The following is a 22219-nucleotide window of genomic DNA, read 5'->3' as shown; positions in this document are numbered from 1 at the left end:
AAATAATGACATTAAAAGAATTAGAATGTAGCTGGATTGATGGATTTCCTAAGCCAATGATTATAGCAGGACCATGCAGTGCCGAAAGCGAACAGCAAATGATGGAGACGGCTGAACGCATCAAAAAAAATAATATGGGAGTCTCTGTTTTCCGTGCAGGAATATGGAAGCCCAGAACTAAACCCGGCTCTTTTGAAGGAGTAGGCGCAATAGGTTTGGAATGGCTGAAAAAGGTAAAAACAGAATTTGGTTTCAAGACTGCAACAGAGGTGGCTAATTCTTATCATACTTCTGCTGCATTAGATGCCGATGTAGATGTATTATGGATAGGTGCCCGCTCTACCGTGAATCCTTTTACCGTTCAAGAAATAGCAGAAGCCCTCGAAGGTACAGATAAAATAGTTTTAGTAAAAAACCCCGTCAATCCGGATTTATCATTATGGGTTGGTGCATTTGAACGGCTTTTAGCCCAAGGAATAAAAAAACTGGGAGCCATACACAGAGGCTTTTCTACTTACCGAAAAACCGAATATCGCAATATCCCAAATTGGCAAATTGCTTTGGATTTCAAAAATCAATATCCTAATATTCCTATGTTTGTAGATCCTTCGCATATTTGTGGAAACCGTACCGGACTATACCGCGTGGCACAGGAGGCTTTAAACCTAAACTACGAAGGGATAATGATAGAAACCCATTGCCTGCCGGACAAGGCTTGGAGTGATGCTTCGCAGCAAATAACGCCTGAAAATTTGGCTGAAATTATCTCTTGTCTCAAAGTAAGAAACTCCAATATCTCCGGCTACGAAGAAGACTTGGAAAGACACCGAATGCTCATCTCCGATATTGATTTTCAGATCATAGAATTACTGTCCGAGAGAATGAAAATCTCCGAAAAAATAGGAAGTATCAAACAAAAAAACAATATCGCCATATTCCAGCCCGACAGATGGAAAATCATCACACAATACGCTCAGATGAAAGCCGATGAAACAGGTATGAATAAAGAATTTATCGAAAAAATATTCAAAGCCGTACACGAAGAATCTGTAGAAGTTCAAAATAAAATAATGACTCATAAACCGTGATTAACCATAAACTCACTACTCCTGAAATTCAAGACTTTATCGCTAAAAATTTACAGCTTAGCATTCACGATTTGATACTAAAAAAACAAATATTCGAAGGGGTAAGCAATAAGGAGCTGGCAGAACAAATCGTAGGGCGGAATAAAGCCAAAAAGAAATTTCCTTTTTTGGACAAAGAAGGTATTTTATTTCCGCCGCACATCAGCTTGGAACAAGCCTCCTCCCAAACCACAGCAGAGTATAAGGCAGGATTGATGAAGGGGAAAAAACTTTTAGACCTTACCAGCGGATTGGCAATAGACGCATATTTTTTATCCAACCGCTTTGAGGAAGCGACATTAGTCGAACAAAACAGCTCGTTATTGGAATTGGTATGCCACAACTGGAATATAATGAATAAAAAAGCGGTATTCATCAATAACGATTTACAAAATATACTTAGCCAAATTTCAGAAAATTTTGATTGGATATACATAGATCCTGCGAGACGCGACACTCTCAACCGAAAGAAGTTCTTACTAGAAGATTTGTCTCCTAATCTGCTTGAAATTCAGGACAGATTATTGGAAATATCAGAAAATGTAATGGTCAAACTATCCCCGATTATTGACCTTAAATATTTAACCCAAAACCTTAAACAGCTCGTAGAAATTCACATCATTGCCGTAAGAAACGAGGTAAAAGAGGTGGTATGCATTCTCAGCAAAAAACCTAAAAATCTGGTTTTCAAATGTGTAAATTTAGAAAGCACTGAACTTGTTTTTGACTTTGAATATTCTGAGACTGATGATATCCATTCCGAATATTCTTATCCCGAAAAATACCTCTACATCCCCAATAATGCCGTTTTGAAATCAGGTGCATTTGATTTGGTTTCCAATCGATTTAATATAAAAAAACTACACCCCAACACTCATCTTTACACTTCGGATATGTTGGTTGAGAATTTCCCCGGAAGAGTTTTAGAAGTCAATATTATTTCAAATAAAAAAGAAATAACCGGACAACAATTCAACATCATATCTAAAAACTACCCTCTCTCTCCGGAAGAAATCAAGAAAAAATATCGAATAAAAGACGGAGGTAGTGATTATGTGATTTTCACTCAATCCAAGGATAAAAAAATAATATTGAGTAATGCAAATTTGGCAAAAAACAAAAATTAGAATTTATCAATTAGTGGTTTCAAGATAATTCTGAATGTGGTTCCTTTGCCTATCTCTGTATGCCATACTTTTATTTCGCCTTTGTGGTATTCGCTTACAGCTCTTTTAGCCAAAGACAGCCCCAGCCCCCAGCCTCTTTTTTTAGTGGAATATCCCGGTTTGAATATCATGCGGGCATTTCTTGCAGACATTCCACTACCGGAATCTGTAATATCTATGACCGCCTGTTTCCCCTTTACTGTGAGTACTATTGTAAGTGTTCCCTCTCCTTTCATAGCATCTACAGCATTTTTCACTAAGTTCTCTATTGCCCAATTGATAAGAATTCTATTGTGAGGCACATATACCCTGCTATTAGGCAAATGCAATTGAAAATCTACTTTTTTGGATATTCGGGATTTTAGATAATGGTAATTGAGATCCAAGGTTTCGCAGAGGTTTTTCTCGTTGACTTCCGCCACAGAACCTATTTTGGAAAACCTCTCCGATATAGTCGTAAGACGCTGTATATCTTTCTCCATTTCCAATACTCCTTCATGGTTTTCGCAATCCATTTTCAGGATCTCTATCCAGCCGATCATAGACGATAGCGGTGTGCCTATCTGATGTGCCGTTTCCTTTGCAAGACCTGCCCAGAGATAGCCTTCGTCTGTTTTTTTTATTGTTCTAAGAAACCAAAAACTAAATAGTAAATAAGATAGAACAAAAAGCCCCAATACAAAAGGATAATAGCGAAGATTGTTCATCAAATCCGAATTATCGAAATAGAGGTATTGTGTATTTTTATTTGAGATTTGAAGTTTTATCGGCGGATAAGATTTCTTCATACTTTGCAACCGCTCTTGAAGTTTTTGAGGATTGCTTTTTACATTATCAGGAATATTTCGGATATAATCAGAAATCGGAATGCCTTGTGTATCCGTTACGATGATAGGAATATTATCATTAGAAATAATAATCTGCTGCACAAGCTCCAGCATACGAGGATCTCCCTGGTCTTCGTCTTGAAGAAATTTCATCGCGGCAGCAAACACCGTCATTCTACCCGCCTCTTTTTCTCTCAAATCCCGAATGATAAATATAGAATAAACACTTATTCCGAATACTATTACACTAAAGAGTATAAATACCATCAGGTTAATTCTTGAAAAAAAGCTGCTTCTTTGTTTCATTTCAGCGTATTAAGAATCTTAAATAATTCTTCATTGATACTGCCTCCGTTATAATTATTAACGATAATAGAAAAAATATATTGTTTCCCACTTCGGGAAGTAGAATATCCCGCATAGGCTTTTGTTCCTTTTATGGTTCCGCTTTTCATTTTAAGCCCATTAATCGTAGGAAGTGCTTCATAGAAAGTCTCAAACCAAGGCTGAGATTTTCCCCACCTCAACGCCTGAACTTCGGCTTTGGCAGAGGCATAATTTTGAGGCGAAAGTCCACTCCCGTCTTCGAATGCTATCATCATAGGAGCAATACCTTTGCCAGTCCAATAGGCACGAAGCCGGGCAGCAGATTCTTCGGTATTATTTTTATTGAAAATACGCTTCCCTAATGTTTTGAGCAAAGTCTCTCCATATAGATTAACACTTTTCCTCAAAAACCAATGGACAATATCCGACAATGGCGGAGAATGGTATTGCCAAAACTCGTGTCTGCTGCGACTAAAAACCTCAGCCTCTCTGTGTTTTATTTTAAGTCCTGAAAAAGTCAGCACCTCTCCTTCCACTTTTATATTTTTAAGGCTGAGAAATTTCTTCATTTCTACACCTATTTGCAGAGGCGGATTGGGCGTAGCTCCGGAGATTACGCTTGTTTTCCCCGCCGGTATAGTTCCATTGATAAAGACGGTACCACTATGCGGCGAAGTGTAGATAATACTCTTATCTCTGGAATCTTTACTCCCGGACACCAAATCATTGACAATATTGATATCTTCAAACTGGTAAGAAAAGTCTAAAACTTGCGTAGCTTCTCCCTTTCTTTCCCCCCCCCGTATTTTAATATCATATTGGTTCTCTCTCCAATTGACCCCCCAGACACCGGCACCATAATAGTTTCCTACATCGTTCCAACACCAGCCTCCGGGTACATTTTGAAAATCAAAATAAGAATCGTCTATAATGATATTTCCATCAATCTTGTCTATGCCTTCATTGGACAGAGCCGTATATAATTGTTCCAAAAAATCTTTGGGTTTATAGCCTTTATAACGCCAGCTTCCCAAGGAAGGATCGCCGTCAGAAGAGAGGTACAAGTTACCGCTAAGCACACCTGATGAAAGCACTCCATCATAAGAAGCGATAGTCGTATATCTAAAATTCTTACCAAGCAAATCCAATGCAGCCAATGCTGTGAAAATTTTCTGCGTACTCGCGGTGGAAAGCCCTCTTTGGGCATTGTAATTATAAATTTCATTGCCGTTTTCATCGGTAACATAGAAAGAAATATTCGCCGCCATAAATTTAGGCGAATCCAATACCCTCCTAAAAACAGCATCTAAAGCCTGTTTCACTTGAGCATAACCAAGAACAGACATCATTAAAAATAAAATACGGCAAAAACTTTTCATAGAGGAATTTAGGATTTAAAAGTCTTCTTCAAAAATCTAATGAAAAATAAACCTAATACAAAAAATACAACCATAGAAAGTGCGGCGTACCTCATATTATTAAATTTATCAATAAGGGTAGCAAAAATGAATGTTCCCAGAATAATGGCGATTTTTTCCAAAACATCGTAAAAGCTAAAATAGGTGGTATTCTCCATACCATCTTCCGGTAAAAGTTTGGAATAAGTAGAGCGGGATATAGACTGTAATCCTCCCATTACCAAACCTATAATAGCAGCTATACTGTAAAATTCCAATTCTACATAACGGCTTTCTTTTTTGATAAAAAAGGCAAACACACAGGCAATTATCCATAATACAATAGATATGGAAATTACATTTTTGTTACCAATTTTTTTTGACAATTTAGAAAATAAAACAGCTCCTATAATGGCTTCTATCTGTATTAGCAAAAGTGTAATAATGAGTTTATTCTGCGGAAGATTTATCTCGCTTTTCCCAAAAAGTGTTGCCATCAGAAAGATGGTCTGCATACCTACGCTATAAAAAAAGAAACTTGCCAAAAAGTATTTCAAATTCGAAGTATGAAAGAGTCTTTTCCCTACCTTGTAGAGCTCCCGAAAACTCTCTTTTCCTATCTCTGTATAGAACCAAATATTATCTTTCAGTACGGACAAAAAGCCTCCTTCTTTTTTATGGTCTTTGAAAAAGTTATTGAAATTAAGTAATACCAAATCCTTAGGCAAATCTTTCTCCACATTACCAAACTTAGGCAAATATTTGAAAGTATAATAAGAAAAACCAAACCACCAAGCTCCTGTAAGTAAAAAACTAATCCTTGTAAACAACAATGCTTGTCTCAGCGTCTGTGCCACTACCTGAATGAGCAACAAGCAAATAACCACCAACAGTACCGAACCTATATAGCCATAGACATAGCCCTTTGCCGAAAGGGCATCTTGCCTATCGGGGGTTGCAATATCGGGTAAAAAAGAATTATAAAAAACCAAACTCCCCCAGAAACCTATACTCGCCATAATACTGAATAGCAGTCCCAAAAATATGGTATGCATATTAACAAACATCGCCAGCCCCATACAAGAAGTAGCACCCAAATAACAGAAAAACTGCATAAAGGATTTTTTGTTCCCTATGGTATCCGCCAGAGACGAAAGTATAGGCGACAAAAGAACGACAATGAAAAAAGATACGGTAAGCGAATACCCATAAACAGCATCCGGATGATACGAGCTTCCAAAAATTTTCACGCTGTTCCTTACCGGAACTTTTATCCATTCTCCCGTAGACGATATATATTCATTTTTTTGATATGCCGTAGTAATGGCACTGTAGTAAATAGGGAAAATCGTAGAGGTAATGACTAAAGAATATACGGAATTTGCCCAGTCATAGACTGCCCAAGCACGCATTATTTTAGAATCATTCTTTTTTATCTTTTTGGGGTTAAGAAGAGTATGTTCTGACATTTTTGTTTCTTTAATAATCACAAAAATAAAAAAACCTCTGACATATTGAACAATAAAACTCAATAATTACTCAAATCAATACGAACGAGCCATAGGTTTGGTTACCTTTGAGATTATACCTTTAATTCATTTCATAGATATATTTGAGGATTTCTTGGTCCTCATTAGTGAAAACCTTGTTTCGTCTCGCCATTACTTTCTCTGCAACTTCAAAGGCTTTTTCAAGTTTGAATCTCGGGTCGCCGTGTTTTCCTCCCCAGCTGAAATGCTCTACAATATTAGGCGGGAAACCTTCTCGGAATATGTTTGCTGCTACTCCTACAATGGTGCCTGTATTGAACTGCGTGTTAATCGCTGTTTTGGAATGATCGCCCATTATCAGTCCACAAAACTGCAATCCCGTATCCTCAAAACGCTTAGACTGGTAGTTCCACAGCTTTACATTGGCATAATTATTTTTCAGGTTAGAAGAATTGGTATCTGCACCAAAGTTACACCATTCGCCCACTACAGAATTACCGAGGAAGCCGTCGTGCCCCTTATTGGAATAGCCCAAAAACACCACATTATTTACCTCCCCTCCTATCTTACAATAAGGGCCAATGGTGGTGGCGCCATAGACCTTAGCCCCCAGATTGAAAACCGAATGCTCGCATAGTGCAATAGGTCCTCTCAAGTGGCAGCCTTCCATCACTTCTGCATCTTTGCCGATATAGATTTTCCCTTTTTTACAATTAAGCGTTGCATACTCTACCATTGCCCCTTCTTCTATAAAGAGATGTGCTTTGTCTCCGATAAATCCGTTGGTATCAGAAAGCTGTGCCGATTTTCTATTTTTGGTGATAAACTCAAAATCGTAATCAATAGCCTTATCATTAAACGAAAACAAATCCGAAGGACGCTCAAATATTAAAAGTTCCTCCGTAATATCCGTCATTTTGCAGATATTATTGATAGAAAAATCAGTCATATCCAGATATGCTGCAATCACCTCGTCTCTATACACCAACGCCTCACCTATTTTCAGATTTTTTATCTCATCAAGCAATACCTCCGATGGTATAAAATTAGGTACAATAAACAAACTTTCTTTTTTCTCCGGTTTAGGAAATTTCATTTGTAAATAGTCTTCGGTAAGATAGCTCACCTCTTCTATCCCTAAAAGTTTCTGCCAACGCTCTGCGAAAGACATTATCCCACAACGCAATTCCGCCACGGGTCTCGTAAAAGTAAGCGGAAGAAACCGCCCCCAATATTGTGCATCTGAAAATACAATCTGCTGCATAGTCTAATATTTTGAGGGCTAAGGTAACAAAAAAAAAGAATACAGAAAAATCATAACTTAAACCAAATTTGACTTATATTCACACCGTATGATACAAAAATAAAGTCTTACTTACACATTCAAAATATTTTCTTATTTTTACGGATTATATTTTAGGTGTTATGATTTATTTTTTGAGAGGCATCATAAGAGAGCTCGGACCTACCTACACCGTAATAGATACGGGAGGTATAGGATATTATATCGGTATAAGTATATTCACTTCCCAATCTTTGCAGTTAGGCAAGGAAAGCGAACTTTTTACCCAGCAGATTATCAGAGAAGATGCTCATCTGTTATTTGGGTTTTCCACAATAAGAGAAAAAGAGATGTTCAACCTACTGATATCCGTGAGCGGCGTGGGCCCTGCCTCTGCGATGATAATGCTCTCGTCTTTAGAGATTAATGAAATAGCACAAGCCATTTTATCCGGAAATAGCGGATTGCTGCAAAAAGTGAAAGGCTTAGGTGCAAAAACGTCACAACGCATTATCGTGGATTTAAAAGATAAATTAAACAAATTTGATGCTTCAGAAGAGAGGATTTCTTCCGTTTTAGATAATAAAGTGAAAGAAGATTCGTTATCTGCATTAGAAGTTTTAGGTATTTCCAGAAAAACAGCAGAAAAATTAGCAGACAGGCTTTTGAAACAAAATCCGGAAATATCCACAGAAGAATTAGTAAAACAAGTACTCAAGAATATATAGTTACAAGTGAAGAAGAATATCAGAAATATTACGCTCTTTAGAATAGTTTTGTTGTGGCTTGTCATAAGTTTCAGCAATAGTATAGATGCTCAGATAAAAGAAAACAAAGAGGCGTCTAACCCGGACATAGCACTACCCTCGCCTATAAGGTATGAGGCATTCTACGATGTGTCCAAAGGTGTATATCTCCTCTATCCTAAGGTGGGAAATATAGTAACAGGGACTCCAATAGAAATGTTGCCGGAGGAGTATTCCAACTATGTAAGGGCTAATAGCTCCAAAGAATACTATCAGCAGAAATCCCTCAATGAAAGTTTGGTTTACAAAAAAGACAAGACTGATGCCAAGAAAAAAGGACTTCTACCAAGCTTGTACATTAAAAATAAACTTTTCAAAACCATATTCGGCGGTAACAAAATAGAGCTTATCCCACAGGGATTTGCCTCTTTTGATTTAGGAGGAATCTATCAAAAAATAGATAACCCACTGATACTGCCACAGAACAGAAAGAATTTTGCATTCAATGTACAGCAGAGAATCCAGCTGGGCGTAGTAGGAAAAGTGGGGAACAATCTTCAGCTGAAAGCCAATTACGATACGCAGAGTGGTTTTGCTTTTGAGAACAAAATGAATCTCGTATGGCAGTCTAAAGGAACTTGGAAAGACCTGCAATCCAAAGGATTGGACGACAACGAAGGCGGCGAAGACAAAATCATCAAAAGATTAGAGTTTGGTAATGTTAATATGCCTTCTTCTTCCAGTCTTATACGCGGCTCGGAATCTTTATTTGGTATAAAAACAGAATTTCAATTAGGCAAAACCAAAGGAACTTTGGTGCTTTCCCAACAAAGAGGAGAATCCAGAAATATCGTAGTACAAGGAGGCGGAGCCATCAATACTTTCAAAATAAATGCCGTAGATTATGAGGACAATCAGCACTACTACTTGGGGCAGTACTTCTTCAAAAATTATGATAACGCACTCCTCAACTATCCTCAAATCAATTCAAAAATACAAATCAATAGGCTGGAAGTCTGGGTTTTAGACCAAGGAGGAAATAATCTGCAAGATCAAAAAAGTATCTTGGGGATTAGAGACTTAGGCGAAGGCAGTGCCCAATATCCGGACAATAGTGATAATAATCTCTACCAAAATATTTTAGCCTTAGGAGAAGGACTTAGGAATCCTACGGCGGCATACAATACCATCAACGGAAAAACTTTTGCCAATGCACTGGGAACTCCGGAAACTTATACCGACGGAGAGCAATTTATATTCAACAGAAGAGCAAGGCGACTATCTAACAATGAATATACTTTCAATCCACAATTAGGCTACCTCTCCCTCAACCAAAGGCTTAACGACAATCAGCTTTTGGCTGTGGCTTATTCATATACGATAAACGGCTCCGAGAAAATTTACAAAGTAGGAGAATTTTCAGAAGAAAGCCCCGTTCTTATCGTTAAACTACTAAAACCTAATGTCTTGGTTAAAACCACCTCTCCGATGTGGAATTTGATGATGAAAAATATTTATTCGTTAAATGCCAATCAAGTGAGCCAAGACCAATTTATGCTGAATGTCTATTACAGAGATCCTGAAAATGGAAAAGTGAATTATCTACCGAATACTTCGGTACAGAATACCAATCTCCTAAGTTTATTCAACTGGGATAGACTCAACCTCAGTAATAGCAATGTAGATTCTCAATTCTCTACACAACAAGGCTTAAATTCAGGGATAAGCGGAAGCAACAGCGGCACTATTTCTAACAATAATGCTTCCTTGGGAGCAAGTACCTTAGGTTCAGACGGCCTATTCGACTATGTAGAAGGGCTTACCATTGATTCTCAAAACGGAAAACTTATCTTTACTAAAACCCAGCCATTTGGAAACTACCTTGCTAGCGTATTAGGAGGCAACGACCCTAAATATGTATTCACAGACCTCTACACCGAACAAAAACAGCAAGTTTCTGAAGATGCTTTGGCACAAAGATATACCATAGAAGGACGCTATAAGGGAAATCAAGGCGATGGTATCGCCCTCGGAGCTATAAATGTTCCTAAAGGTTCTGTAAAAGTAACTGCCAACGGAGTTCAGCTAGTAGAGGGAGTAGATTATACCGTAGATTACCTTTTGGGGAGAGTAAACATTATCAATGAACAAGTAAAACAATCCGGAAAAGCCATTAATATCTCTCTTGAAAATCAAATAAATTTCAATATACAGAGAAAACGATTCTTAGGGCTTAACCTTGAAAGAAAATTCAACGACCACCTTACAATAGGGGCTACGGCTGTCAATTATCGTGAGCGGCCTATCACTCAAAAAGTACAAGTAGGAGACGAAGCGGTAAACAATACAATGCTTGGGCTCAACATTATGTATAATAATGAACTACCTTTCCTTACAAGATTCACGGATAAAATCCCATTGATAAGTACAGAAGCCCCGTCTAATTTGAATTTCCGAGCGGAAGCAGCCTACCTGATTCCGGGACAAAGCAGAGATATAGACAACCAAGCCTATATTGATGATTTTGAGCAAAGTACTTCTAAAATTTCACTTAAAGATCCTGAATTTTGGAGTATCTCTTCGGAACCTCAGCAAAACAAAAACAATCCTATTTTTTCAAATGCCGGTCTCAATAACGATATCAAAAGCGGATACGGAAGAGGATTGATTTCTTGGTATTATATAGACCCTCGCTTCTACGGCGTAGGCGGAAAGGCTCCTAATGGAATAAACGCAGATGCGGTTTCCAATAATATGACTCGTCGGGTGAAAATGAAAGAAATCTTTAGCAACAGAGATTTTGTAGCCGGAGAACAAACTTTCCTCAACACCTTGAATATAACCTACTATCCTAAAGACCGAGGACCTTATAACCTCTCCCCTAACGACGAATTGCCGGAAAACAGATGGGGAGGACTAATGAGACCTGTATCGGTTTCCAATTTTACTGATTCCAATATAGAATATGTAGAATTTTGGATGATGGATCCTTATGCAGACGGAAATACATTAGGCAGAGCTCCAAAGCTTCTACTCCAGCTGGGAAATGTATCAGAGGATGTACTAAAAGACGGAAAACTACTGTATGAAAACGGATTGCCCACCTCTTCCTCTCCTTCCAAAACGACTACTTCGGTATGGGGAACTCAGCCGGAACAGCAGCCTGTAATATATGCGTTTTCATCTGATGGCGGAGATAGGCCGTCGCAAGATGTAGGCTATGATGGGCTGAACAATGCAGAAGAAGCTGCAAAATTTGGGGTAAATTTCATCAACCCTGTAACTAATCAATCCGACCCCGCGTCAGATGATTTTGTATACTACCTGTCTGAAAGCTTCCAAGGTAAAGATGCCTCTTCGGTAGAACACAGATACAAATATTTCCGCAATCCAGACGGAAACTCTAAAGCCAACTCTGTAGAAGTGTCATCACAGACTCCAAGTACAGAGGACATCAATGGAGATTACAATCTCGATTTGAACGAAAGATACAATCAATACACCATAGACCTCAGCCCAAATGAACTGAAGCTGGGCAGAAACTTTATCGTAGATGAGAAGAATGTAGATGTTACCTTTGCCAACGGACAAAAAGGAAAGACTAAGTGGTTTCTTTTCCGCGTACCCGTTAAGCAATACGATTTAGATGCCGGCGAAGCAAGTAACAGCATTCTCAATAATGTACGCTATGAAAGACTTATCCTTACAGGTTTTGACCAAACCTCTACACTTCGTTTTGGGACAATGGATTTAGTAAGATCGGACTGGAGAAAATTCACTAAAAACATTGCATCAAACACTAATAATAGTGCAAACGAAGGAGCCTATAAGATAGATAATTCTAACTTTGATATAGGAGGCATAAACTTGGAAGAAAACGGAAACGGTACGCCGCCGTATGTAATGCCTCCGGGAATAGAACAACAAGTACTAAGCGGCACCACAGGTACGCAAAGGCAAAACGAAGCTTCTCTTTATATGAAAGTAAAAAATCTTTCTAAAACTACCGATGCTTCCCGTGGAGTTTTCAAAAATGTAAATCTCGATTTAAGAAGATACAAAACCCTCCAACTATTCGTACACGCACAAGATTTGAGAAATACTAGCAATAATGCATTAGACCCAAATCTTAAATTCTTCATACGGTTTGGTAGTGATGCCACAGATAACTATTACGAATACGAAACTTCACTTAAATATACTTCCCTCAATTCTGTATTACCTTTGGATATATGGCCGAGCGAAAACAATGTGTACCTTAACCTTCAGGATTTCGTAAATGCAAAAATCAATAGAGATAAAAGCGGCATCTCCCTCGACCAAAGAGTAAGATATACAGAGTACGGCGATGCCAATAAAACGATTTACACCAAAGGACGCCCAAGTTTAGGGAACATCACTACGGTATTGATGGGGGTAAGGAATACCTCAGACCAATCTAAAGATGTTGTCCTCTGGGTAGATGAACTCAGACTTTCCGGAATAGATGACAAGGGAGGCTATGCCGGAAATGCTAGCTTAGATTTCAACCTTGGAGACTTTGCTTCGGTGAATGCCAATGCAGCTCTCTCTACTGTAGGATTCGGGTTCATTGACCAAAAACCTATGCAGAGGCAGCAGACGGATAACACTGCCTATAGCGTAAATACTAATGTAAACATAGATAAATTCTTACCGGAAAAAGCAGGTATGAAAATCCCTGTAAACTATTCTTATACACAGACGGTGGAAGACCCTAAGTATAATCCGTTAGACAACGATGTGCTTTTCAAAGACGATGCGAAAAAAAACCAACTGAAAAAAATAATAAGAACCTATACCAGACAGAGAAGTCTCGGGGTAATGAATATGCACAAGGAGAGAACAAACTCAGATAAAAAACCTAAATTCTACGATGTAGAGAACCTCTCTCTTACAGCCATATATAATGACAGCTATTATAGAGATATCTACACCAAAAAAAATCTAAGGCAAAATCTCAAAGCTTATTTGGATTATAATTTCAACTTTAAGCCTTGGTCTATTAAACCGTTTGATAAGTTGATCAGCGATACGGCAAAATCTTATAAGTACCTTAGATGGATTAAAGAATTTAATATCAACCCATTGCCTAAAAGATTTTCTTTCCGTACAGAATTGGATAGAGATTATAATGAAATAGAGTTCCGAAATATAGAAGCTTTAATAAATAACGGAAACTCTTCACAAAACTTTGGAACACTGCGAAACGGAACTTTCTATTTCGGATGGCAGTACAATCTTGGGTTCAATCTTTCCAAGTCACTAAAACTGGATATCTCTTCGGCGACAAGAACACTAAACGACCAATGGAACCTCTCTAATATGAATACTTCTTCTATATTTGAGCGTCCGTTCCAAGTAGGAAGACCTATATTGTACAACCACAGAGTGACCCTAAATTATCAGCTGCCGTTCCAGTATTTTCCTTACTTGGATTTCATAACCGCCGAGGTGGGCTACGGCTTCCAATACAATTGGAGTGCAAGATCTTCGGTACTGCTTAACAGCCCAGATGGAAATTTAGGGAACCTTTCCCAGAATAATAATAACAAGGTAGCAACAGCTTCTATGGATATTCCTTTTTTCTTTAAGAAATTCAAAGCCTTCAAGAAAATAGATTCCATAAGAAGAGGACGAGACAGAGAAATAGATTCTCTAAACCAAGTTTACGAAAAAGCCTTTGCTAATAAGAATAATAAAAGAAAATTCAAATTCAAAAGTTATAGATTCAAAAATCATCTTTCTGCCGGACAGCAGCTATTGTCTTTGCTTACCTCTATAAAGCAAATGAATTTCAGCTATAATGAAACTAATGGTACGGCACTACCCGGAATCTTATCAAATCCTAATTTCTTCGGATACGGTAAAAGCATAGGCGGCCCTACCACCGGATTTTTATTAGGTTCTCAAGCAGATATCAGAAGAATAGCTATAGAGAGAGGCTGGCTTACCAATTCAGAGTATCTCAACGACCCTTATACACAGGTTAATAGCCAAAACATTACCGGAAATGTAACAATAGAACCTATCAAAGACTTAAAAATAGACCTGAATGTCCTAAGATCTTATAATAGGAATTTTATTCAAGGAGGCTTTAATATTGATTTGGACCACAATCCAGCAAACGGTATTCAGTTCTCTTTCGGTAATGAAACCCTTAGCTATTCCAACAGCGATTTCTTATTGTTTACAAGTTTCAAAGACGGCAACGAAATTTATAGAAATATGAGAATTATTGCCAGACAAATTTCTAATGAAAATACAGGATTGGTAGACAATAATGGCTTCGTAGAAGGATATAGTATAGCTAATACTTATATTTTAATACCGGCTTTCCGCTCTGCAGTTAAAGGGAAAACTTCATCTAAAATGGAGAACCCTACGAAACCGAAGTTCCCACTTCCTAACTGGAGGATTACCTACTCTGGATTTAAAAATATTCCTTTCATCAACAGCTTGTTCCAGAAGTTTGATATAAATAATGCCTACACCTCTACTTATACTGCTGCGGGAATACAGTCCAACATCGACTTTTATAATAACCCAAATGGCAAAGATGCATCTGGCGATAGGCTAAACCCTTATGTCTTTTCTCAAGTGATGTATTCGGAGAGCTTCTCACCACTGATAGGGGCAGATATTACGATGCGGAATAGTATGCAGTTTAGGGCTCAATATAACAGAAACAGGATGTTCTTATTGGGATTAGTCAATCATACACTTACAGAGGACATCGGCTCCGAGTATGTCGTAGGTTTCGGATATATTCTAAAAGATTTAAGCTTCAAAATGAAATTTGGAAACAAAACAAAAATCATAAAAAGCGATTTGAATATTCGTGCAGACTTATCGCTCCTTGATAATAAAACGAGAATCAGCAACATCCTATTAGACGATTCCCAAGTTACCGGAGGACAAAAGATAATGGGTATAAAGGTTTCTGCTGATTATAATATGTCTGAAAACCTTAACTTTAAATTCTTTTACGACCAGCTCTTTACTAAATATAAAATATCTACGGCATTTCCGCTTTCTACCGTTAGAGCAGGGTTTTCCGCAACTTTTACATTCGGAGGAAGCAGTAATAGTATAGGAGGAGCCAATATAGGTGGATTTTAACCTCTCATTTTCATAATAGAAAAAGGACGCAGATTAAACTTTTGCGTCCTTTTTTAGTTTTATTTTTTAAGCTAATGATTAACCCATAATGAAGTTTTTTTTATGAATATTATCAAATACAATTTTCAGATGTTTTACAAACTTTTTCAGCTCAGAGATGAAAGTATCGTTTTCCGTAGTCTCACCATAGACATAGAAATAAGTCTCACTAATTCCAAAACCTATTTTACTAAGAGTAAACATAATAAAATAAAGAAAATCCACTTCTGAATTGATATCAAGATTGTTATACAAAATAATCCGCCTGCCACTCAATGCCAAAAACTCACACTGATGATGGTAGAGATTGATATGGATTTCTTTTTTGCTGGAAACCTGTATTCTGTTGAGAAATTTTTCTCCGGAAAAATTAAAATGAACAGGTAGTTTTTTTTCTTTTATCTTCAAGTACATTTTTTTTGGAAAAGTATAATAAAACTGTACTCCGTATTTTTTATTTATAGAGAGCATAAGTTCTTCTTTCTCTGTATCTATTTGGGCATTCAGACTGATCATTTTCATTCCGATATCGTGCCTATCAAATCCTTCCGGAGTGAGTGAAAAATGATTAATAGCCGAGATTACATAAACTTCTTTCAAATCTGTTTCACAGAGTGCCTTAGACAGTTCTCCATCGATAAAGTTACCGGAAGATTCTCTCGTTTTGAAAAAGGCTTTTTCATCAATTATATTTTTTCCTTTTGCAATCTGATATTGCAAACCATCTTTGGTAAAAAGTAAAATTAAATTCCTCATACTTAAGAATGAACTTTTGCAAAGTTAGTTATTAATTTTCAATCCAAAAGCATAAAAAAGCCGCCAGAAAAATTTAGGCGGCAGAAAATAAAAAAACCAAAAATTATTTTATTAACTAAAAATGTTCGATAATACGATAGATTTTGTCACATAGTCCGGATACCAAAACTAAGAATAATAATACTTTGTACTCTTTTTCGTATTCTTTGAATGTTCTTTTGTTGATGAATTTGCTAAGCAGATCATAGCCAATCTATACAATCCCTGCAATAAAAATAACAGAAAGAATAATTGTTCCTACCATAATATCTATTGTTTAAAACTAACATTTTACAAAAATAAAAAATATTTCTTATCCTCAAAAAAACTAAAAAATTTTTGACTTAACAAAGCTCACCATAATAGTCCCCGACTGATGATAGAAAAAATCCGAACGGTCAAATTCTACATTGCCTTTGCTCTCCAAAACCTCATAAACCATTTTTTGCAGAGTGCCGCTGCCTATACCATGTATGATTTCAAGTTTTGGAATATGGTTAGTTTCACAAAACTCTATTGTTTCCATAAGTTTTTCTTTTTGGATAAACAGCCGATCAACGCTATCGTATTTATCCGGATGTTCTACCAATTTGTCAAAATGTAAATCCAATGTAAGATGTTTGTTCTTAGATTTTTGGGATTTAGGTGGTATGTATTCCTTCTTTTTACTCGGAATGATATCTTGGTACAAATCTTCGACAACAACTACCAAATATTTTCTATGGTAATGATACTGAAAGCCATGCTCGTCTTTTAGCGTAATGGTATCTCCGTTTATCGCTGTGATTGTACCTTTTAGATTGTCGTCAATCACGGAAACTTTGTCACCTATTTTCATCGTCTTTATTATTTTGCCCCCAATTCTATGACTTCAAGATCTTTTATTTCTTCATTGTCAATACAAAAACGCAGCATCGTTCTCATTTTGTGCCAGCCTTGTTTTCCGGCAGCACCGGGGTTGAGATGTAGAAGATTGAAATCCTTATCATACATTATTTTAAGGATATGAGAATGCCCACTGATGAATAGCTGTGGCTTGTATTTTAATAGTTCTTTTTTTGCTAATGCCGAATACCTCTTAGGATAGCCGCCAATATGTATCATCAGCACCTTTACCTTCTCACATTCAAATACCAAAACTTCCGGGAAACACGCTTTTATATCGTGTCCATCTATATTGCCATAGACCCCTCGCAGTGGTTTTATTCTTTCTAACACTTCTACTACTTTGACACTTCCAAAATCGCCGCAATGCCATATTTCATCACAGTTCTGGGTATAATCTAAAACTCTATCATCTATGTAGGAATGAGTATCCGACAGCAAAAGTATTTTTTTCATAAGGGCTAAAATAAACAAGGTTCAACATAATTTAAGCGGCTTTTTTGTATCAATTTTTACAGACAAAAATACAATTTTTTATCTCTGTTATTGTACCTAAATTTATATTCCTTTAGGTAGTAAAATTTGTGTTTATGAATGCCTCTAAACCGAGACAACCGCACCTTACAAAGCCTCCAAAGTTTTCTATTCGATTGATATAATTTCACCCCAAAGCAAATTCATTATCATTATGCCTAATATGATAATGCTTCTTGTATCCAAAATCGGCAAGTCCGTCGTAGATTTTGAATCTGCCGTATAAAGCGTTGGTTTTTCATCTATATTTTGATTTATAAAACATAGTATTTCAGTCATTTATAGTTTTTTTTATATAATTTAAGCATATCCTTTCCTTATCTTTTCAACATATCCAAAACAGGTATTTTGCCTTTTGCTTTTCCTCTTTTCTCGCGAACTCCGTTTGACTCCGAAATAACTCTCGTCAAGTTCTACTTCACCTTTATCTTTCTCGCATTCTTCTGTAATTCGCTCTCTTATTTTATCAAATATTTTATTGATTATCAGGTGGAAATATCACAAAAATATCACTTATTTAGGGCTTTAATATTAATACAAAATAGATCTAAAATTTCTCTAAATTTTGCCTCTGAAATTCTTGAATGAGCAATATATACTTGTTTTTTTTCATTGATTAATAGTGATTTACAAAACCATAAATCTTCTTAAGTTATCTTGAACTTAAATTATTATCTACAAAATACTAATTCTTTATCCGTAGAAAGATTATCATCTAAGATATAGCCATCGTAGTTAAACGCTTTCACATCTTCCAGAGTTTGGGCGTTTGTCTCTGCACAATAGCGAATCACTAATCCCCTAGCGTGTTTGGTATAGACTACAATGGTTTTAGGCTTTCCGCTTTTTAGTTCATAAAATTTGAAATCTACCACTTCTGCATTTAGATTTTTCTTATCCACAGACTTAAAATACTCTGTACTCGCAAGGTTTAATATTATCTCGCCTTTATTTAATTCTCGGTTGAGCTGCTGTGTTATTTTTTCTTTCCAAAAAGCATAAAGATTTTTGTATTTGTCGAATTCAAAAGCTCTTCCCATCTCTAAACGATAAAGCATCACTTTATCCGAAGGTTTCAATAAGCCATACAATCCGGACAGAATTCTATAATTTTCTTGTAAATACGCCACAGCATCAGTATCGAGAGACAAAGCGTCTAACCCCCTATAAACTTCGCCCGTAAATGCATACAGAGCCGGAGCACACTCATTCTTTTGGGGATTTGGAACCCACTTTTGATTACGCTCCCAATTTTCATCTGCCAGCTTATCCGAAATTTCCATAAGCTCTGATAAATACTGCGGTGTTTTCTCTTTGAGAAAAGATTGTATAAATTCAGCTTCTTTTATAAAATGAGGTACAGTCGTTTTAGCATTTTTAGGATAATCCTCTACTGTCATTAACTTTGCCGGTGAAGATAATATTTTCATTTGTATAATATTTTAGAATTAAAGCTCTCCTTTACCTTGTCTTACAATCTCAGGACTTCCGGAAGTCAAATCTACAATGGTAGAAGCGACATTATCACCATAGCCCCCGTCAATAATCAAATCTACCACATTGTAATACTTCTCTGCTATCAATTCAGGATCTGTAAGGTATTCTATAATCTCATCTTTATCTCGGATAGAAGTAGATGCTATGGGATTTCCTAATTTTTCTATAAGCAATTGCGGAATAGTATGGTCCGGCACTCTTATCCCCACTGTCTTGTGACCTTTGTATGCCAATGGTAAATTTTTATTTGCTTCTAATATAAAAGTAAACGGTCCAGGAATATGACTTTTAAGAAGTCTAAACACGCTATTGTCAATAGGTTTCGTAAACCCCGACAAATGACTTAAATCATTGCAGATAATCGAGAATTTAGATTTATCTAATCTTATTTTCTTCAAAGCAGCAAGTCTTTCCATCGCTTTCAGATGATTGATATCACAGCCCAATGCATATACCGTATCGGATGGATAGATGATCAGCCCTCCGCTTCTTAGGCATTTCACCACTTCTTCTATAGCTTTCTCCTGAGGATTATCAGGATATATTTTTAATATTTTTGCCGGCATATTTTTATGTTAATTATCCCTAAATATGAATAAAATAGAGATATTTAATATTAGTTGAAATAATATAAAAAAACGGTTTTAATCAAAAATTTCTAAAAGACCTTCAGGAAGGTTCATTTTTAGAAAATGCTTATCCCTATCTACTTCTAAAATCCAATCTTTTATTATTGGGATAATGACTTCTTTCCCCTTCAAATCCAAAATAAAGTAATGCTGTGCTGTTTGGTCATTGATAGAAGTTATAATACCGCATAAGGTATCTTTTTCGTCGAAGATAGAAAACCCCATCACTTCATGATAATAGAACTGTTTACCTTCCAGACGAGGTAAAGTAGCGAGCGGCAAATAGACAGACTTCCCAAGAGACTGTTCCACCATATTTTTTGCAATATTTTTAAAAGTAATAATTTTAGAGTCTGCTCTCTGCCATTGCTGTTTTTCAATAAAAAAAGGAACCAATAGTCCGTTTATTTCCACGAATATTGATTCCAATTTATTGTAAAAATGAGGTTGGTCTGTATCTAATTTTAAGACCACACTTCCCATTAGACCGTGCTTACGAGTAATTTTGCCAAGAAAATAGCAATCTTCTTTCCGCATCGGTTTTTGATATTAAGCTTCTGTGTTTTCTTCAGCAGCTTCACCTTCCGAAGCAGGTGCTTCTTCAGCCGCATTTTCAGCTTCTGCAGCAGCTTTAGCTTCTTCCTCGGCTTGTTTTCTTACATTTACTCTAGCTTCATTCACTTTGTGTTCTGCCTCCAAAGCTGCTTTTTTAGCTTCTTCTTTTGATTTAGCCAGACCATCTTTTTTCCCTTGAACTTTAGAGTTTTTTTCTTCCAGCCAAGCATTAAATCTCTTTTCTGCTTCAGCTTCATCGAACGCACCTTTAGCTACACCGCCCTGCAAGTGTTTTTTGTAAAGAGCTCCTTTGTAAGAAAGAATTGCACGAGCTGTATCTGTAGGCTGTGCACCTTTGTTTAGCCATTCTACAGCGGCATCTATATCTAGATCGATAGTGGCTGGGTTGGTTATCGGATTGTAAGTTCCGATTTTTTGGATGAATCTACCATCTCTTCTTGCTCTAGCATCGGCAACTACGATGTGGAAAAAAGGTTTCCCTTTCTTTCCGTGTCTTTGTAATCTGATTTTTACTGACATATAATAATTGTTTTTGTGGGAACTCGTCCCTGTTAATATTTTAATTCCGCAAATTTAAGACTTTTTTTTCATTCCGCCATTATTTATGGCTAAAAATTTAGCTTCAGGCACTATTAAAATTGCAACCGTATTTTTTATCATAAACTTCACAGCATTATTCCAGCTTTTTAGAATTCAAAAAAAAACAGCTCTTCGCAACAAATAAAAATAATTCAAAACTATTTTTATTCTTTATCTTGTAAATATTTATCGATAATTTGAAGTGCTTTTTGCTCGTCTTTCAGCATTACTTTCACACACATAGAAGTTGCTGTAGGTGTAGAAAGAAAAGAGAGGTAAGAGTTATCTATCTCTGCACTTATACCCGCTTCTTCGAGCTTTGATTTTACCAATTGTACTTCAGGAAGCTGGTCTCCCTCAAAAACTGAAACTCTTGTCATTGTATCCATAATAATTCACTTTTATTGATTAACAGATGCCAATATACTATTTTTCTTGCAAATACACAAATTTTTATATTTTCTCAAATCTAAAGTTTTCTCCCAGATAAGCTTTTCTCACTTCCGGATCGTTTGCTAAATCTTCCGGAATTCCTTCTTTCAAGATTTTACCTTCAAACATAATATAAGTTTTGTTGGTAATAGCGAGTGTCTGCTGTACATTATGGTCTGTAATGAGTATACCTATATTTTTCTTTACCAAAGAACGGACAATCTTCTGGATATCCTCTACGGCAATAGGATCTACTCCTGCAAAAGGCTCATCTAATAGGATAAACTTGGGGCTCGTTGCCAAACATCTCGCAATCTCTGTCCTCCGTCTCTCTCCTCCCGACAGTAGATTACCTCTGTTTTTCCGGACATGCTCCAGCGAAAACTCCTCTATAAGCTCATCGCACTTTTTGCGTTGCTCTTTAGCAGAGAGCTTTGTCATCTGCAATACGCCTAAAATATTATCTTCTACAGACAGATTCCTAAACACAGAAGGCTCTTGTGCCAAATAGCCTATTCCCTTTTGTGCACGGCGGTACATAGCATCTTTGGTAATATCCATAGTATCCAAAAATACTTTCCCCTGAGTAGGTTTTATAAGCCCCACTATCATATAGAAAGTGGTTGTTTTACCTGCTCCATTAGGCCCCAAAAGCCCAACTATTTCCCCTTGTTTCACCTCTATGGAAACGCCTTTTACTACTTTTTTAGGACCGTATTCCTTTATTAAGTTTTCTCCCTTTAGAATCATA

At 36.8% G+C, this 22219-nt stretch carries 18 protein-coding genes; 4 read left to right on the top strand and 14 right to left on the bottom strand.

The genetic code is table 11. From position 1 onward, the window contains the following. Positions 1-5: 5 nt before the first annotated feature. The gene (locus BLS89_RS01045) at positions 6-1088 is read left to right on the top strand and encodes a chorismate mutase (RefSeq protein ID WP_092735653.1); all 1083 of its coding nucleotides are present in this window, start codon (positions 6-8) and stop codon (positions 1086-1088) included. Further along, positions 1085-2254, top strand: coding sequence for a THUMP-like domain-containing protein (locus BLS89_RS01040; RefSeq protein ID WP_092735652.1), 1170 nt, complete (start codon positions 1085-1087; stop codon positions 2252-2254). Before BLS89_RS01045 ends, BLS89_RS01040 begins: the two co-directional genes overlap by 4 nt. On the opposite strand, the gene BLS89_RS01035 is transcribed toward BLS89_RS01040, so the two are convergent. The 4 genes from BLS89_RS01035 to BLS89_RS01020 form a co-directional block, all read right to left on the bottom strand. Continuing rightward, positions 2251-3426, bottom strand: a complete 1176-nt coding sequence (locus tag BLS89_RS01035; RefSeq protein ID WP_092735651.1) for a sensor histidine kinase — start codon at positions 3424-3426, stop codon at positions 2251-2253. The two genes, BLS89_RS01040 and BLS89_RS01035, sit on opposite strands and share 4 nt — an antisense overlap. Beyond that, complete coding sequence (gene dacB, locus BLS89_RS01030; RefSeq protein ID WP_092735650.1) at positions 3423-4826, bottom strand: D-alanyl-D-alanine carboxypeptidase/D-alanyl-D-alanine endopeptidase; 1404 nt, start codon at positions 4824-4826, stop codon at positions 3423-3425. The genes BLS89_RS01035 and dacB overlap by 4 nt, the downstream gene beginning before the upstream one ends. 8 nt (positions 4827-4834) lie before the next feature. Continuing rightward, the gene (locus BLS89_RS01025) at positions 4835-6313 is read right to left on the bottom strand and encodes an MFS transporter (RefSeq protein WP_092735649.1); all 1479 of its coding nucleotides are present in this window, start codon (positions 6311-6313) and stop codon (positions 4835-4837) included. Positions 6314-6434: 121 nt separating this feature from the next. Beyond that, positions 6435-7598 (bottom strand): GlmU family protein, encoded by a 1164-nt coding sequence (locus BLS89_RS01020; RefSeq protein WP_092735648.1) that lies wholly within the window; start codon positions 7596-7598, stop codon positions 6435-6437. A 161-nt stretch (positions 7599-7759) separates the two neighbouring features. On the opposite strand from BLS89_RS01020, the gene ruvA reads away from it, so the two are divergent. Together ruvA and sov are read left to right on the top strand one after the other, a co-directional pair. Continuing rightward, on the top strand, positions 7760-8344 hold the full coding sequence (gene ruvA / locus BLS89_RS01015) for a Holliday junction branch migration protein RuvA (RefSeq protein WP_092735647.1): 585 nt from the start codon (positions 7760-7762) through the stop codon (positions 8342-8344). Between the two features lie 63 nt (positions 8345-8407). Next, positions 8408-15502, top strand: coding sequence for a T9SS outer membrane translocon Sov/SprA (gene sov, locus BLS89_RS01010; protein WP_176763212.1), 7095 nt, complete (start codon positions 8408-8410; stop codon positions 15500-15502). A gap of 78 nt (positions 15503-15580) precedes the next feature. Here sov and BLS89_RS01005 read toward each other — a convergent pair whose 3' ends face one another. The 10 genes from BLS89_RS01005 to lptB form a co-directional block, all read right to left on the bottom strand. Then, positions 15581-16297 carry a DUF3822 family protein gene (locus tag BLS89_RS01005; protein WP_092735645.1) on the bottom strand — a complete coding sequence of 239 codons (717 nt, stop codon included), beginning with the start codon at positions 16295-16297 and terminating at the stop codon, positions 15581-15583. A 367-nt stretch (positions 16298-16664) separates the two neighbouring features. Beyond that, entirely contained in the window at positions 16665-17174 is a 510-nt protein-coding gene (locus BLS89_RS01000) for a Smr/MutS family protein (RefSeq protein WP_092735644.1), read from the bottom strand. Positions 17175-17182: 8 nt separating this feature from the next. After that, entirely contained in the window at positions 17183-17677 is a 495-nt protein-coding gene (locus tag BLS89_RS00995; protein WP_092735643.1) for a metallophosphoesterase family protein, read from the bottom strand. A 186-nt stretch (positions 17678-17863) separates the two neighbouring features. After that, positions 17864-18034 carry a hypothetical protein gene (locus BLS89_RS11310; RefSeq protein WP_245688751.1) on the bottom strand — a complete coding sequence of 57 codons (171 nt, stop codon included), beginning with the start codon at positions 18032-18034 and terminating at the stop codon, positions 17864-17866. A gap of 392 nt (positions 18035-18426) precedes the next feature. After that, entirely contained in the window at positions 18427-19185 is a 759-nt protein-coding gene (gene yaaA / locus BLS89_RS00990) for a peroxide stress protein YaaA (RefSeq protein WP_092735642.1), read from the bottom strand. 18 nt (positions 19186-19203) lie between these two features. After that, positions 19204-19818, bottom strand: a complete 615-nt coding sequence (locus tag BLS89_RS00985) for an L-threonylcarbamoyladenylate synthase (protein ID WP_092735641.1) — start codon at positions 19816-19818, stop codon at positions 19204-19206. 78 nt (positions 19819-19896) lie between these two features. Further along, positions 19897-20418 carry a ribosome maturation factor RimM gene (gene rimM, locus BLS89_RS00980; RefSeq protein ID WP_092735640.1) on the bottom strand — a complete coding sequence of 174 codons (522 nt, stop codon included), beginning with the start codon at positions 20416-20418 and terminating at the stop codon, positions 19897-19899. A gap of 12 nt (positions 20419-20430) precedes the next feature. Next, complete coding sequence (locus tag BLS89_RS00975; RefSeq protein ID WP_092735639.1) at positions 20431-20976, bottom strand: 30S ribosomal protein S16; 546 nt, start codon at positions 20974-20976, stop codon at positions 20431-20433. 224 nt (positions 20977-21200) lie between these two features. Continuing rightward, positions 21201-21425, bottom strand: a complete 225-nt coding sequence (locus tag BLS89_RS00970) for a DUF2007 domain-containing protein (RefSeq protein WP_092735638.1) — start codon at positions 21423-21425, stop codon at positions 21201-21203. Between the two features lie 64 nt (positions 21426-21489). Then, the gene (lptB, locus tag BLS89_RS00965; protein ID WP_092735637.1) at positions 21490-22218 is read right to left on the bottom strand and encodes an LPS export ABC transporter ATP-binding protein; all 729 of its coding nucleotides are present in this window, start codon (positions 22216-22218) and stop codon (positions 21490-21492) included. Position 22219: the final 1 nt, after the last annotated feature.

This window comes from Riemerella columbipharyngis, assembly GCF_900101995.1.
GTDB classification, from domain to species: Bacteria; Bacteroidota; Bacteroidia; order Flavobacteriales; family Weeksellaceae; genus Riemerella; species Riemerella columbipharyngis.
This window is presented reverse-complemented; position numbering and strand designations above follow the sequence as displayed.

Coding starts and splice junctions, on each gene's coding strand:
- BLS89_RS01045 (WP_092735653.1), top strand. CDS start 6: ATGACATTAAAAGAATTAGAATGTAGCTGGATTGATGGATTTCCTAAG.
- BLS89_RS01035 (WP_092735651.1), bottom strand. CDS start 3,426: ATGAAACAAAGAAGCAGCTTTTTTTCAAGAATTAACCTGATGGTATTT.
- dacB (WP_092735650.1), bottom strand. CDS start 4,826: ATGAAAAGTTTTTGCCGTATTTTATTTTTAATGATGTCTGTTCTTGGT.
- BLS89_RS01025 (WP_092735649.1), bottom strand. CDS start 6,313: ATGTCAGAACATACTCTTCTTAACCCCAAAAAGATAAAAAAGAATGAT.
- BLS89_RS01020 (WP_092735648.1), bottom strand. CDS start 7,598: ATGCAGCAGATTGTATTTTCAGATGCACAATATTGGGGGCGGTTTCTT.
- ruvA (WP_092735647.1), top strand. CDS start 7,760: ATGATTTATTTTTTGAGAGGCATCATAAGAGAGCTCGGACCTACCTAC.
- BLS89_RS01005 (WP_092735645.1), bottom strand. CDS start 16,297: ATGAGGAATTTAATTTTACTTTTTACCAAAGATGGTTTGCAATATCAG.
- BLS89_RS01000 (WP_092735644.1), bottom strand. CDS start 17,174: ATGAAAATAGGTGACAAAGTTTCCGTGATTGACGACAATCTAAAAGGT.
- BLS89_RS00995 (WP_092735643.1), bottom strand. CDS start 17,677: ATGAAAAAAATACTTTTGCTGTCGGATACTCATTCCTACATAGATGAT.
- BLS89_RS11310 (WP_245688751.1), bottom strand. CDS start 18,034: ATGACTGAAATACTATGTTTTATAAATCAAAATATAGATGAAAAACCA.
- yaaA (WP_092735642.1), bottom strand. CDS start 19,185: ATGAAAATATTATCTTCACCGGCAAAGTTAATGACAGTAGAGGATTAT.
- BLS89_RS00985 (WP_092735641.1), bottom strand. CDS start 19,818: ATGCCGGCAAAAATATTAAAAATATATCCTGATAATCCTCAGGAGAAA.
- rimM (WP_092735640.1), bottom strand. CDS start 20,418: ATGCGGAAAGAAGATTGCTATTTTCTTGGCAAAATTACTCGTAAGCAC.
- BLS89_RS00975 (WP_092735639.1), bottom strand. CDS start 20,976: ATGTCAGTAAAAATCAGATTACAAAGACACGGAAAGAAAGGGAAACCT.
- BLS89_RS00970 (WP_092735638.1), bottom strand. CDS start 21,425: ATGGATACAATGACAAGAGTTTCAGTTTTTGAGGGAGACCAGCTTCCT.
- lptB (WP_092735637.1), bottom strand. CDS start 22,218: ATGATTCTAAAGGGAGAAAACTTAATAAAGGAATACGGTCCTAAAAAA.